The organism is Aeribacillus sp. FSL M8-0235 (assembly GCF_038000355.1).
Taxonomy (GTDB): Bacteria; Bacillota; Bacilli; order Bacillales; family Aeribacillaceae; genus Aeribacillus; species Aeribacillus composti.
In genome coordinates, this window is record NZ_JBBOBW010000001.1 from 2,777,869 (window position 1) to 2,792,108 (window position 14,240).

Here is a 14,240-nt window from a genome sequence, read left to right on the forward strand (position 1 = left end):
TATCTATTAAGAAAACGGTGAGCTTCTCCTCCCGGAAAAGCCCACACCCCCCCATTTTATTCGTAGGAATCGATAATATTTAATAGTGCATAATCGTTCGCAAGCACTTCTTTGATTTCTTCCACCATTTCAGTTGTATGAATAAATGCACCTTCATTATTTGTTAAATCTCTCGTGCACTTTCCGGAATCCAACACGTGTTTAACCGCTTTTTCAATGGCTCTAGCTTCTTCATGAAGATCAAAGGAATAGCGGAGCATGAGCGCACCAGATAAAATCATTCCGACAGGGTTTGCCAGGTTTTGGCCGGCAATGTCAGGAGCCGATCCATGCACTGGTTCATATAAGTGCAATCCACTGTTTGATAAGCTTGCTGAAGGAAGCATGCCCAACGATCCAGTAATCATGGATGCTTCATCGCTTAAAATGTCACCGAACATATTTTCCGTCACAATCACATCAAACTGGCTTGGCATGCGGATCAATTGCATGGCCGCATTATCAACAAGCATATGCTCCAATGTGACATCAGGGTATTTTGAAGCCAATTCTTCAGCAATTTCACGCCAAAGCTTGCTAGTTGTAAGCACGTTTGCCTTATCAACAGACGTTACTTTTCCTCGGCGTTTTTGCGCCATTTGAAAAGCTGTTTCTAAAATGCGTTCAATTTCTTTCCGTTTATAAAAAAGCGTGTCAACCGCTGCTTCTTCTCCGTCTGAAACGATTCTTTCACTCGGTTTCCCGAAATAAAGTCCGCTTGTCAATTCGCGTACAATCACCAAGTCAACATCTTCTATTTTTTCTCCCTTTAACGGAGATATTTCTTGAAGGGCTTTATAAGTTTGAACAGGGCGGATATTTGCAAATAAGTCCAACTCTTTTCGAATGCCTAGCAATCCTTTTTCCGGACGGAGTTCAGGAAGATTTTTATCCCATTTCGGACCGCCTACAGCTCCTAATAAAACCGCATCGCTTGAACGACATAATTCAATCGTTTCTTCAGGAAGAGGTGTCCCGCACTTATCTATCGCTTCTCCGCCAATTAAGCCGAATTCAAATTCAAAATCATGTTTGTAATATTGTCCAATAGCCTTTAAAACCTCAATAGCTCCGTTCGCTACTTCTTTTCCAATGCCGTCTCCCGGCAAAACAGCGATTTTTTTCTTCATCACGTTCCACCCCTTTCATGATTTTATACAGTCGCCTGATGTTTTTCCTTCGCTGTATGTTTGAGTAATATCGCCCTGTTGACAGCATTTAGATAGGCTTTGGCAGATGCTTCAAGCACATCCTGGGCAATGCCGCGTCCTCCCATTTCAATTCCGTCCACGTTAACTTTTACATATACTTGCGCTAACGCATCGCGTCCTCCTGAATTAGATTGGATTCGGTAGTCCAGCAAAGTGACGGACTGCTTCAAACAGCGTTCTAACGTATTGTAAATAGCTTCTACGCTTCCATTTCCTGTCGCAGCCTCTTGAATTTCCTCGTTTTCTTTCGTTTTCAGCGTCACAGTGGCAGACGGGACTCCAGTCGTACCATATGTTACCTGCAGCGCACAAAGTTCATATGTTCCTTCTTCACCTGTTAATTGTTCTTCTAATACAAGAGCTACAAGATCATCTTCCGTCAATTCTTTTTTCTTTTCAGAAAGTTCCTTAAAAGCAGTGAATAAACGATTTGTCGCTTCTTCATCCATTGTAAAGCCTAATTCCTTGAGCTTTACCCGAAATGCGTGACGACCAGAATGTTTCCCTAATACTAAACTGTTGGACTGTACCCCAACAAGTTCAGGAGATATGATCTCATATGTTGTTTTTTCTTTCAGCACACCGTCTTGATGTATGCCAGATTCATGGGCAAAAGCGTTTTTCCCGACGATCGCTTTGTTTGGCGGAACTATCATTCCTGTCAATTTGCTCACTAAATCACTTGTTCTCTTAATTTCATTTAAGCGGATGTTTGTTTCAACTTTGTAATAGTCTTTTCGAATGTACAGAGCGACAGCCACTTCCTCTAAAGCTGAATTGCCCGCACGCTCTCCAATTCCGTTAATCGTACCTTCAATTTGCCCTGCTCCATGTTCTACAGCGCTGAGAGCGTTCGCTACTGCCATTCCTAAATCGTCGTGGCAATGAGCGGACAAAATGACTTGATCAATGTTTTTCACATTTTGTTTTAAATATTCAAATATTTTGCCATATTCAATCGGAGTGATATAGCCTACAGTATCAGGAATATTGATGACTTTCGCGCCGGCTTCAATCACTTTTTCAACAATTTCCGCCAAAAAATCGAGTTCAGTGCGGCAGGCATCCTCTGCAGACCATTGTATAATAGGGAAAAATTTCGCTGCATATTTGACGGATTCTACTGCACGCTCGATCACTTGCTCCTTCGTCATTTTCAATTTATATTCCCGATGAACAGGCGATGTTGCAATAAACGTATGAAGTCTTGGCTCCGCCCCGTCTTTCAATGCTTCCCACGCCGCATCGATATCTCCTTTAACAGATCTCGCCAATCCTGTAACAGAAGAATTTTTGATTGTTCTGGCAATTTCCTGTACTGAGCGAAAATCGCCTGGAGAGGAGGCAGGAAAGCCTGCCTCAATAATGTCCATTCCAACTCGTTCCAGCTGTTTTGCGATTTCTAATTTTTCTTTTAAGTTTAGGTTTACTCCAGCGGATTGCTCGCCATCTCTTAAGGTTGTGTCAAAAAAGTTAATTTTTCGCACCAGTTACCACCGCTTCCTTATTTTTAGGCTTTACAAACGGCATCATGTCTCTTAACACTCTTCCGACCTGTTCAATTTGATGCTCATTTTCACGATTGTTGATCGCGTTAAACTGCGGTCTTCCTACTTGGTTTTCCAAAATCCATTCTTTCGCAAATTTTCCAGTTTGAATATCATTCAATACAGCTTTCATGTTTTCTTTTACATGCGCATCGATTACGCGCGGTCCAGATACAAAATCACCCCATTGAGCTGTATCGGAAATGGAGTATCTCATGTTGGAAAGCCCGCCTTCATACAGTAAATCCACAATTAATTTTAGTTCATGCAAACATTCAAAATATGCAACTTCAGGCTTGTAACCTGCTTCAACAAGCGTTTCAAATCCAGCTTTTACAAGGGATGTTAACCCGCCGCAAAGAACTGCTTGCTCACCGAAAAGATCCGTTTCTGTTTCTTCTTTAAACGTTGTTTCAAGAACGCCGGCACGTGCGGATCCGATTGCTTTTGCATATGCTAAAGCCAATTCTTTCGCTTGACCTGTTACATTTTGTTCAACAGCAATCAATGCCGGAACCCCAGCTCCTTCAGTGTAAGTTCTTCGCACAAGATGACCTGGGCCTTTAGGTGCAACTAAAAATACATCCACATCGCTTGGCGGAACAATTTGATTGAAATGAACGTTAAATCCATGGGCAAATACGAGAGCATTTCCTGCTTTTAGTCCCGGCTTCACTTCATTTTCATAAAGCTCTCTTTGCTTTTCATCCGGAACAAGCACCATGATAATGTCTGCTTCTTCAACAGCTTCACGAACTGTTTTAACTTCCAATCCATCCTCTTGAGCTTTTTCAAATGATTTACCTTTTCTAACGCCAACTACTACATCTACGCCGCTTTCTTTTAAATTTAAAGCATGCGCGTGACCTTGAGAACCATATCCTAAAATCGCTACTTTCTTCCCTTCTAATACAGCTCCGTTAATATCTCCGTTATAGTATACTTTTGTCATTTGTACATCTCCCTTTCTTAAATGTTTTACTATATTTAAAAATGTATTAGACGATTGAAAAAGTTTTTTCGGACTGCTGCAGCTTTTGTGTACCGCGAGGAAAAGCTGTCAGTCCTGTTCTTGCTATTTCCTTGATGCCGTACGGTTTCAATAAGTCAATCAGCGCTTCAATTTTGTTCGGCTCACCTGTTACCTGTACGACAACGCTGTCTCTGCTAACATCAATGATCGATGCGCGAAACGGTTCGATCACACCGTATATTTCCATTCTTGTCGATGGATTTGCAACAACTTTAATTAATGCTAGTTCTCTTGCAACAATTGATTGATTTGTGATATCCATCACTTTCAACACATCAATTTGCTTATTTAATTGCTTTGTAATTTGTTCAACTTCTTTTTCTTCTTTAACATTTACAACAAATGTAATTCGCGAAACGCCTTCTATTTCCGAATGGCCGACAGAAATGCTTTCGATATTATAGTGTCTTTTCGTAAACAGGCCAGTAATTCGGTTTAAAACTCCTGATCTATTCATGACAGTCAGCGTAATGATTCGCTTCATTTCTTTATCCCCACCATTTCATTCAGTCCTTTGCCAGGAGCAATCATTGGATATACGTTTTCTTCCGGTGCTACGACGATTTCAATCAGCTCCGGCTCTCTGTTTGCAAAGCTTTTTTCCAACACTGTCTTAAGATTTTGATGATTTTGGATTCTTACTCCTTTTATTCCAAACGCTTCTGCCAATTTAATAAAATCAGGCTGCGTTTGAAAGACGGAATGAGAATAACGTTTTTCATAAAAGAGTTCTTGCCATTGGCGAACCATACCGAGCGAATTGTTGTTCAGAACGATTACTTTGATTGGCAAATTGTGCTCTTTGATTACCGCAAGCTCTTGGAAGGTCATTTGGAACCCTCCATCACCCAATATCGCGACAACCGTTCTGTTGCGGTCAGCAAATTGCGCGCCGATAGCTGAAGGGAGTCCAAAGCCCATCGTTCCAAGTCCGCCCGATGTCACCCATCTGTTTGGCGAATTAAAGCGATAATATTGCGCAGCCCACATTTGATGCTGGCCTACATCTGTTGTAACAATTGCTTCTCCTTTTGTTTGTTTATAAATTTCTTCGATCACTTCTTGAGGTTTGATTTCATTTTCAGATTTTTCATACCATAATGGATATTCTTTTTTATATTCAGCAAGATGCTGAATCCACTCTTGATGATCGCCTTTATTTCCTTCCTGCTCGATCAAAAGCTTCAATACTTGCTTCGCGTCGCCGACAATCGGAATTTGTGTGGGAACATTTTTACCAATTTCGGCAGGATCAATGTCAATATGTGCTACAGTTGCATTAGGCGCAAAATGTTTAAGATTTCCTGTCACTCTGTCATCAAAGCGGGCTCCGATGCTAATCAATAAGTCGCATTCATAAAGAGCCATGTTAGCCGCGTATGTTCCATGCATTCCTGCCATTCCTAAAAATAGAGGATGATCCGCTGGGAAACTTCCTAATCCAAGTAGAGTGTTTGTGATCGGAATTTGCTGCTGTTCAACATATTCTCTCAGTTCATTCGCAGCATTGGCATGAAGAACGCCGGCACCAGCTAAAATCACCGGTTTTTTTGCACTGCTGACCGATTCCACAAGCCTGCGGATTTGCAAGTAATTCGGCTCTAATTTCGGCTGGTAGCCAGGCAATGACAATTCCATATCATATTCGAAATTGCCTTCCGCCTGTGAAATATCTTTTGGAATATCGATCAATACAGGTCCTGGTCTTCCAGTTGTTGCGATATGAAACGCTTCTTTAACAATTCTCGGTAAATCATTTATATCCCGAACTTGATAATTATGTTTTGTAACGGGCATGGTAATTCCGATCACATCTGCTTCTTGGAAAGCATCAGAACCGATCACAGTTGTTGCTACTTGCCCTGTAAAGACGACGAGCGGCAAAGAATCAATTAATGCATCCGCAAGCCCTGTCACTAAGTTGGTTGCACCAGGTCCTGAAGTGGCAATGACGACACCCGGTTTTCCGGATATACGTGCATATCCTTCAGCAGCATGGATTCCTCCTTGCTCGTGTCTTGTTAAGACGTGAAAGACTCCAGAATTATATAGCTTATCATATATTGGCAAAACGGCTCCACCGGGATAGCCGAAAATGACTTCTACATTTTCCCTTTTTAAGGCTTCGATGAGCATTTCCGACCCCGTCATGGTTGTTGTTGTACATTTGGTTTTCAACTCATCCAACTGTACATTCGCAGTCATGAATATATCCTCCTTTTAAACAGATGTGATAGAATTTTTAGATAATGAAAAACCTTCCCGCCCCTATGAAACCCACTTATAGCAGGCCAAAGGGGCGAGAAGGTTGAATTCCCGCGGTACCACCCTTCTTCGTGATCAAATCGATCACCTCATGAACGGAATATCCGTTCTTTTCCTAACGAGTGCATTGGGATGCACCCGGCCAATCCTACTCGCTGTCCGCTTTCGAAAAGGCACTCGGAGGCGAGTTCATCCTTGGTGATAACGCCGGTTTTCAGCTCCCCCGGCTCTCTGGAGTTATCTTAACCAAAGATTACTAATCCTCTTCATCGTTTTCATCTATAAATTTTTACATTCAATTCTTCTACGAAAATTTATGTTTGAGCCTTATAATACGCTGATTTTTCAAAAGTGTCAACACCATTTTTATGAATTATTTGATTATTTTTATGAAACAGTTTTTTTGGTAACGTTTACAAACTCATTATTTCAACATTTTATAATACAATGAAAATTTTTTATGCTCTAAATTGAAATAAATATCGATTCCAAGCCATTAGGCAAAATGTGCGTAATATTTTATTTAAATTAATTTGAATAGCCAACGTTTTCAACAAATGCGGCAAAAGAAAAAACATCCATTTTATTCGAAATTACACCAGTTTTTCTTAAAGGCTCGGCAACCCGAACACTTCAGAAAGAGGGCTGTAATCTGTTTTAATCAGTAATGCAGCATATGTATGTTCTAAAACCTTGAACGTTATTCGATTTTAAATAAAAGCCCTTCACTTGAAACGAGCAATTTCGGAAGAAGGAAAAAAGACAAAGTATGTTGTATAAAAAATATTTGGAACAATATATGGTGGAGGAGATTATATGATGAACAAACAAAAGCTTGAATCTTTCTGTCTCAAACTTCCCGGTTCTGTTCATGATTACCAAATTGATTGGGAAGCAGACCGATATAAAGTGGGAGACAAAATATTTGCGATTATAGGATGTGATTCTGAAGGAAAGCCAATCATCACGTTAAAATGTGATCCGCATCATTCTGAACAATTAAGAGAAAATTACGATGGCGTCATTCCAGGCTACTATATGAACAAAAATCATTGGATCTCAATATATTTTAACACGAACATCCCGGAGGAAATTTTGGAAAACCTGATTTTTCGTTCCTACGAACTTGTTTTTCAAAAATTGCCGAAGAAAATACAAAAGCAAATAAAACTGCAGTAACTTAGGAAATAATGACATTGCTGTTTTGGGCGTCACTTATTAGATGTGAACTCCTCCTCAGTGAAAAGCCTCAAATCTTTTTAAATGGAGCTTAGAATTGGATTTGCATCCACGGATTTCGCTTATACACATGCTAGTCTTTTAATGCATAGAAACCATAGGCCTGCAGCAATAAATTTTTAAACATTGAAACGATAAAAAGCAGAGCAAGCTAAATCCTTACTCTGTCTAATAAACTGTATTAATTATTTTTTTAAATTACTAATTGTTCTAAAGCATGTTCATTGTATTTATTAAGATCTACAATATCAAACCCGATAAAATGTTCAAACTCTTTATCAGAAAAGCAAAAATTAATTCCTTTATATTGGAATTTATTTTTTACTTCTTGTTCTGACAGACGAAACGAAAAGGTATTACCATTTTTCTTATATATTTTCTCTGCCCCAGCTAATTTAGATAATTGATGGGCTGCAGGTCCAAAAAAATTCAATCCCCACAATCCTTTCATGATGATCAATATCAAGCACTAAAAATTCATTAACTTCTAATTCCTCGGTACATTCAATATCATATGGAAAATCTGCAGGGAAAATATATAAATAGGCTAATTTAGCTTCATTGTCATACGTTATTCTAGGTTCCATTTTATCTTTTACCTCGTTATCTTTTTTCATGAACAAGAGGCACAACATTCAAACTATAATTTTTCTTAATAACATTATAACATCTTTTTTCTTCGTCATAATAAAAATCAACCTTCTAAAACGCTCCACTTTTAAAAAGCGATCGAATTCTTGACCGCTTCACTAAGCACTTTAAAAGGTTGATTTGATGGGCTTTATCGTTATAAAAATGGCGTCCCAGGAGAGATTCGAACTCCCGACCGACGGCTTAGAAGGCCGCTGCTCTATCCAGCTGAGCTACTGGGACATTGGATAATTTTTTATTATTTTTTCGAAAGACAATGTTTATTATAATTTCATGCTAAAAGTATGTCAACTACTTTTTTAAAAAAATTTTTTGAGGGAGAAAAATTCTCCCTCAAGGAAGAGTGGTTAAGCAAATTGGAATTTAGTGGACAAGTTTGAAATTTTCTCTCCATGAAGATTGTAAAAATCTACAATTGCTTGGCCATTCATCAATTCTAGTATAGCATAAGTTTTTTCATTTCTCATCCTCGGAAGGAAAATACTTCCTGGATTAATAAACAATTTCCCGTCTACAAGCTCGGCTCCGGCTATATGCGAATGGCCGAAACAAACAATGTTCGCTTGCGCTTCCTCTGCACGATATTTTAATTTCATTAAAGTCGTTTTGACAGAATATAAATGGCCATGGGTGATAAAAAAGCGATAGGTTCCGATTGTTTCAATGATTTCATTCGGGAAGCTTCCAAGGAAATCGCAATTTCCTTTCACGATCAACATATCTTGAATTTGTTCCGCTCCATCATTCAGCTCTGAATCACCGCAATGGATGATTGCTTCTACTTCGTTTATATGCCTTTTCTTAATTTCCACAAGCTCATCCGTAAGACCGTGACTATCACTTATAATTAAAACTTTCACGATTAGCCTCTCCCCAATCGCCTATTAATTTTTCTAGTTTCTTCAAAGCTTTTGCACGATGGCTGATTTTGTTTTTTTCGAACTGCTCTAGTTGAGCCATCGTTTTTTCTTTGCCGTCCACAAGAAAAATAGGATCATATCCAAAGCCATTGTCACCGCGAGGTTCAGTTGTAATTTGTCCTTCACACACACCTTCCACCGTCATCGTTTCAAGGTCTGGAGCAGCAAACGCCAAAACACATATGAACCTTGCTTTTCGATTTTCAACGCCTTCCATTTTTTTTAAAACCTTTTGAATATTTTTTTGATCATCTTTTTCATTTCCTGCATATCGGGCCGAATAAACCCCCGGTTCACCATTTAAAGCATCAATCGAAAGCCCGGAATCATCTGCAACAACGGGTTTATTAAGCAATTGGCTGATTGTCTCCGCTTTTAGAACAGCATTTTCATAAAAAGTTTGGCCGGTTTCTTCAACATCTGGCAAATTCGGATAATCCAACAGTGACTTGACCTGTATTCCTTTTTTTTCTAACATCGCGCGAAATTCTTCGATTTTCCCTTTGTTTTTGGTGGCGATCACCAATTCTTTCATGAGCATCCCTCTTCCCGCTGATCCCTGTTATTGATAATTTTTGCAGTCCATTCCCCTAATGCCGCTTTTTGTTTTTCGATTAGTTCCAAAATTCCTTTTTCAGCATATTCCAACAGTAAGTTCAGCTCTTCTTTTGAAAACGTGGATTCTTCCCCAGTTCCCTGCAATTCAACAAAATGGCGGCTTGATGTCATAACAACATTCATATCAACTTTTGCCGCTGAGTCCTCTTCATAATTCAAATCTAAAATGACTCCGTGTTCAGGAACGATCCCTACAGACGTAGCTGCTAAAAAATCTGTTACTGGATATGTATCTAGTACACCGTCATTGAATAATTTACCGAGAGCGAGATTTATTGCAACATAAGAACCTGTTATGGAAGCCGTTCTCGTTCCCCCGTCCGCTTGAATTACATCGCAATCAATCCATAATGTTCTTTCACCCAGTTTCTCCAAATCAACTACTGCACGCAAGCTTCTTCCAATCAGCCGTTGAATTTCCATTGTCCTTCCGGAGATTTTTCCTTTTGATGCTTCCCGGACCGTTCTTTGAGCCGTTGCACGCGGAAGCATGGAGTATTCTGCGGTAATCCATCCTTTCCCTTCACCTCTCATAAAAGGAGGGACACGGTCTTCTACACTTGCGCTGCATATCACTTTTGTATCTCCAACCGTTATTAAAACAGACCCTTCCGGATGCTTCAAATAATCCGTTACTATTGTGACTTCTCTTAACTCATCTTGATTTCTGCCATCAAGGCGCATTGTTTTCCCTCCTACCAACTGCAATGTACGAAAACATGAAAGAAGAGGCAGCTATCATGCTCGCCTCTAAAGTCTCATTCTTATAGTATATCAAAAATAGATGTTTAAAAACTACCTGTGTTTACATTTTCAGGTCTTGACACTGGCTCTGACAAACTTTTTCCATCTTCATTCACAAGGTCTTGCTTGCCGTTCACTTTTAGTGCTACTTTTTCTATTCCTTCCTGCTCCGTCAATGTAAGCACAAGGGAGTTTATAACATGATTGGAAACGATCTTTTTCTCCTCATCATAGCTTCCATAAATCGCTTCGTTGAAGTTTAAAGTGACTTGACCGTCTTCATATTTTGGCTTTTCAATCAGCTTCACTTCAGACTGAAACTCGCTTAATAATCCGCTTGAACGGTCTGGACCTTCAACTAATGCGTTAACAGCAGCTACGACTTCGTCTTTTTCTTCATTGCTGATCCTCTTTGTCACGGGAACATAATATACGTTATCCCCTTCTTCCCCAATATAATACACGGTTAGAGGATGAGTATCCGTAATATCAACAGCATCGCTCGTATCAATATTGATGCCGTCTTTTCTAGTCGTTCCTTCGCCGATTGGGGTTCCCTTTACTGGCATTTCTTTCAGTTCATGGCCGTTCACCCAGAGCTTTACTTTATTAATATTTTTAAATTGGGTTAATGTCCATGTAATTGCCTGCAAAATTTTTTCTTCATCTTCCGGCTTGTAGTTAGTAAATTCATTTGAGAAATCTACAATAGCCGTTCCGTCTTTAATATCTACTCCTTTAACAACTGTATCTTCCGGCAATACCGCACGGAACCCGTTCGGGAGAATGTTTGAAACGGGCCCTCCAGCCACTAAATATTCAACGGCTTGTTTGGCTACTTCCTTCGTGTTAGGCAGCTCCAATGTTTGTGGAACGACCATTCCGTTTTTGTCAATTAAATACAGAACTCTTTTCACCGTTTCCTTTGAGGATTCCTCTTTGTCGGACGTTGATTTCTCTGAGTCTAATTGCTGATCAAGCTGATCCCCGTCCTCCAAATAGGTAATATCCTGCGGCGGATCTATTTCTTGTTTTGAACTCTTGCTTCCAAATGAAGAACACCCTGAAAGCAAAACAAAAGTAGCCAAAACTGCTGCTGTCACATTCACCCATCTGTTTTTTGGCATAACAATCCCTCCTAAGGCAGTTTGTACTACTATGTATACGAGCATTGAAAAAAAATAGACCAGCTCCAACCAAAAATTCAATGGACAAAAAAACAGCTTGCTCATTTAGAGCAAACTGTTTTCGTTAAAGTTATACTTTCTACATGATCAATGTGATGACCGAACCATTTTGAAGCAATCTTTTGAAACATTTGTTTCGACCCAGTAGTTAAAAATTTGTGGTTTTTATTGCCATCCTCTTGGTTTAAACAATGATGAAAGGATAAAATAGCGCTCACTTCCCGGGCTGTTTCATCTCCCGAGGTGATTATTTTTACGTCTTTCCCGATATATTTTTGAATTAAAGGCCGTAATAGAGGATAATGTGTGCATCCTAAAATAAGCGTATCAATTCTCTTTCCTTTAAAAGGAAGTAAAGATTCTGCAACAATATATTCCGCCCGTTCACCTTCAAATTCGCCGCTTTCTACTACCGGCACAAACTCAGGGCAAGCGAGACTCTCCACAATGACGGAACTATTAATCGTTTTGAGCGCACGAACGTACGCGCCGCTCGATATAGTTCCTTTTGTTCCGATTACACCAATATGGCCTGAGCGTGTAGCATTTATGGCAGCTCTTGCCCCTGGTTGAATTACACCAATCACAGGGATATCAAGTTGTTCTTGAATTTCTTTTAATACAACTGCTGTTGCAGTATTACAAGCAATGACAAGCATTTTGATATGAAAGTTTGAAATTAAATAGTTGGTCAGCTCCCATGTAAATTGTCGAATTTCCGTTTTCGGCCTCGGGCCGTACGGACATCGGGCGGTATCACCCAAATAAATTAATTCTTCTTTTGGAAGCTGCCTCATCAACTCTTTAACAACAGTTAATCCACCAACACCTGAATCAATAACTCCAATTGGTCTATTCAAAAAATCGCCTCTATTCTTTCATTTCTTGTTGCAATTTTGCTAATAGCTTTTCCAATTGAACAATTTCTTGATCCGAGAAGTTTTTCAAAACTTCTCTTAAATATTCTTGCCGCTTCGCTAATGCAGCCTCGATAACGCGTTGTCCATTTTCAAGCAATTGAATCCTGACTAATCGACGATCCTTTTCGTCTTTCACCCTTTTAACAAGGTTGTTTTTTTCCATTCGATCCATTAAATCCGTGATCGTGCTGCATGCAAGATACATTTTATTTGAAAGTTCTCCAATTGTCATGTTTCCTGATTCATTCAATAACAGAAGCGCATCAAATTGCGGAGGAGTAATCGAGTAGTTGCTTAAAATATCACGGCCCTTCTTTTTTAAAATCGCAGCTATGCAGCGGAGGGATTTTTCTATTTCTTCAACAGTATTGAAAACGTACGTCATAACGGGGAACCCTTTCTTTCAAGATTAACAAATAAGATCAAATCTATTTTCCATTTTTTTATGTAAAATTTCAAGCATAGCCGTATTTTCAAAATGTGGAAAGACGAATTTTTTCAAAAAGTCACAAGCCTTTTTAAGAAGCCAATGATTCATAGAAAAAGAGTAAAACAAACTCTTTCCTTATCAATCTAAAAAAGGCAGCCGACGGCGAAGTTCCACTAAGGCTGCCTCTACTGTTTAAAGCTTTAGTTCTCCCATACGAAGAAGTTCTACGACTGCTTGTGAGCGCCCTTTCACACCTAATTTTTGCATAGCATTTGAAATATGGTTCCGCACCGTCTTTTCACTTATGAAAAGTTCACTGGCTATTTCTCTTGTAGTCTTATCTTGCACTAATAACTCAAATACTTCTCTCTCTCTCTTTGTTAGCAGCGGCTTTGGCTGAAAATCCTTCTCATTCAAGTATTGTAACCCTCCTTGCAGATGAGAGCCAGTCGACAGGATGGATTTAAAAATTGTCACCATATAGTATGATCGCAAAAAGATGACCGTGACAAGATTCATAAAAGAAAGGTGCATTTTAGGCGAAAAGAAGCTTCTTTACGTTAAAGGGACTCGTTTGAAGGAGGAAATGTTCGAGAAAGATTCAACCGTTTCTAAAATTAGGAACACCTTGACATTGCAAGGTGTTCCTTTTTCACAATATACATCAGCTGTCAATATAGTCGCTTCCGAACATTTTACGAAATGCGTGAACAGTTGTTTCTCTATTTAATGCTGCAATCGATGTTGTAAGCGGAATTCCTTTTGGACAGGATTGAACGCAGTTTTGGGAATTTCCGCAGTTCGCAAGTCCGCCGTCGCCCATAATAGCTTCCAAGCGTTCTGATTTATGCATCGCGCCTGTCGGATGAGCGTTAAACAAACGAACTTGTGATAATGGCGCTGGACCGATGAAGTTCGATTTGCTGTTTACGTTTGGACAAGCTTCAAGGCATACGCCGCACGTCATACATTTTGAAAGCTCATATGCCCATTGGCGTTTTTTCTCAGGCATTCTTGGTCCTGGTCCTAAGTCATACGTACCGTCAATTGGTATCCATGCTTTTACTTTTTTCAAAGAGTCAAACATGCGGCTGCGGTCTACTTGAAGATCGCGAATAACCGGGAATGTGCGCATCGGCTCGAGACGAATAGGCTGTTCCAGCTGATCAATAAGCGCTGTACATGATTGGCGGGGCTTCCCGTTAATGACCATTGAACAAGCACCGCATACTTCCTCTAAACAGTTCATATCCCATGTAACAGGCGTTGTTTTTTCGCCTTTGGCATTAACAGGATTACGGCGAATTTCCATTAAGGCCGAAATAACGTTCATATTCGGACGATATGGCACTTCAAATTCTTCTTGATATGGTTCCGTGTCTGGTCGATCCTGTCTAGTGATAATAAACCGCACTTTTTTTTCACTCATTGTTTAC

The 14,240-nt window shown here is 39.7% G+C and carries 16 protein-coding genes, 1 tRNA gene and 1 other annotated feature; of the genes, 1 reads left to right on the top strand and 16 read right to left on the bottom strand.

The window, feature by feature from the left end:
* Positions 1-56: 56 nt before the first annotated feature.
* Genes leuB through ilvB form a run of 5 tightly spaced genes read right to left on the bottom strand, consistent with a single transcriptional unit; the run spans position 57 to position 6,035 of the window.
* Positions 57-1,169 carry a 3-isopropylmalate dehydrogenase gene (gene leuB, locus NSQ71_RS13620; RefSeq protein ID WP_063387457.1) on the bottom strand — a complete coding sequence of 371 codons (1,113 nt, stop codon included), beginning with the start codon at positions 1,167-1,169 and terminating at the stop codon, positions 57-59.
* A gap of 23 nt (positions 1,170-1,192) precedes the next feature.
* Positions 1,193-2,737, bottom strand: a complete 1,545-nt coding sequence (locus tag NSQ71_RS13625) for a 2-isopropylmalate synthase (RefSeq protein WP_339193188.1) — start codon at positions 2,735-2,737, stop codon at positions 1,193-1,195.
* A complete protein-coding gene (gene ilvC / locus NSQ71_RS13630) occupies positions 2,724-3,782 on the bottom strand; it encodes a ketol-acid reductoisomerase (RefSeq protein ID WP_257790183.1) in 1,059 nt (352 codons plus the stop codon). The genes NSQ71_RS13625 and ilvC overlap by 14 nt, the downstream gene beginning before the upstream one ends.
* Before the next feature lie 13 nt (positions 3,783-3,795).
* A complete protein-coding gene (gene ilvN / locus NSQ71_RS13635) occupies positions 3,796-4,314 on the bottom strand; it encodes an acetolactate synthase small subunit (protein WP_063387454.1) in 519 nt (172 codons plus the stop codon).
* The gene (gene ilvB / locus NSQ71_RS13640) at positions 4,311-6,035 is read right to left on the bottom strand and encodes an acetolactate synthase large subunit (RefSeq protein WP_063387453.1); all 1,725 of its coding nucleotides are present in this window, start codon (positions 6,033-6,035) and stop codon (positions 4,311-4,313) included. Before ilvB ends, ilvN begins: the two co-directional genes overlap by 4 nt.
* 87 nt (positions 6,036-6,122) lie before the next feature.
* Positions 6,123-6,374: a binding site (T-box leader), on the bottom strand.
* 540 nt (positions 6,375-6,914) lie between these two features.
* Between ilvB and NSQ71_RS13645 the strand changes: the two genes are divergently transcribed.
* A complete protein-coding gene (locus NSQ71_RS13645) occupies positions 6,915-7,274 on the top strand; it encodes an MmcQ/YjbR family DNA-binding protein (protein WP_066249800.1) in 360 nt (119 codons plus the stop codon).
* Between the two features lie 253 nt (positions 7,275-7,527).
* On the opposite strand, the gene NSQ71_RS18575 is transcribed toward NSQ71_RS13645, so the two are convergent.
* From NSQ71_RS18575 to sdhB, 11 genes are all read right to left on the bottom strand, one after another.
* Entirely contained in the window at positions 7,528-7,767 is a 240-nt protein-coding gene (locus NSQ71_RS18575) for a hypothetical protein (protein ID WP_445684583.1), read from the bottom strand.
* Positions 7,730-7,921, bottom strand: a complete 192-nt coding sequence (locus NSQ71_RS18580; protein WP_445206682.1) for a DUF2283 domain-containing protein — start codon at positions 7,919-7,921, stop codon at positions 7,730-7,732. Before NSQ71_RS18580 ends, NSQ71_RS18575 begins: the two co-directional genes overlap by 38 nt.
* A 209-nt stretch (positions 7,922-8,130) precedes the next feature.
* A tRNA-Arg gene (locus tag NSQ71_RS13655) sits at positions 8,131-8,207 on the bottom strand.
* A gap of 125 nt (positions 8,208-8,332) precedes the next feature.
* Positions 8,333-8,845, bottom strand: a complete 513-nt coding sequence (locus tag NSQ71_RS13660; protein ID WP_144597669.1) for a metallophosphoesterase family protein — start codon at positions 8,843-8,845, stop codon at positions 8,333-8,335.
* Positions 8,823-9,440, bottom strand: a complete 618-nt coding sequence (locus NSQ71_RS13665) for an XTP/dITP diphosphatase (protein ID WP_339193192.1) — start codon at positions 9,438-9,440, stop codon at positions 8,823-8,825. The genes NSQ71_RS13660 and NSQ71_RS13665 overlap by 23 nt, the downstream gene beginning before the upstream one ends.
* Complete coding sequence (gene rph / locus NSQ71_RS13670; RefSeq protein ID WP_063387450.1) at positions 9,437-10,207, bottom strand: ribonuclease PH; 771 nt, start codon at positions 10,205-10,207, stop codon at positions 9,437-9,439. The genes NSQ71_RS13665 and rph overlap by 4 nt, the downstream gene beginning before the upstream one ends.
* Before the next feature lie 104 nt (positions 10,208-10,311).
* On the bottom strand, positions 10,312-11,394 hold the full coding sequence (locus NSQ71_RS13675; RefSeq protein ID WP_340734102.1) for a GerMN domain-containing protein: 1,083 nt from the start codon (positions 11,392-11,394) through the stop codon (positions 10,312-10,314).
* 101 nt (positions 11,395-11,495) lie between these two features.
* Entirely contained in the window at positions 11,496-12,314 is an 819-nt protein-coding gene (racE, locus tag NSQ71_RS13680) for a glutamate racemase (RefSeq protein ID WP_144597664.1), read from the bottom strand.
* Positions 12,315-12,324: 10 nt separating this feature from the next.
* A complete protein-coding gene (locus NSQ71_RS13685) occupies positions 12,325-12,759 on the bottom strand; it encodes a MarR family winged helix-turn-helix transcriptional regulator (RefSeq protein ID WP_339193195.1) in 435 nt (144 codons plus the stop codon).
* Positions 12,760-12,996: 237 nt separating this feature from the next.
* A complete protein-coding gene (locus NSQ71_RS13690) occupies positions 12,997-13,221 on the bottom strand; it encodes a helix-turn-helix domain-containing protein (protein WP_063387446.1) in 225 nt (74 codons plus the stop codon).
* 247 nt (positions 13,222-13,468) lie between these two features.
* Positions 13,469-14,233 (bottom strand): succinate dehydrogenase iron-sulfur subunit, encoded by a 765-nt coding sequence (sdhB, locus tag NSQ71_RS13695; protein ID WP_063387445.1) that lies wholly within the window; start codon positions 14,231-14,233, stop codon positions 13,469-13,471.
* Positions 14,234-14,240: the final 7 nt, after the last annotated feature.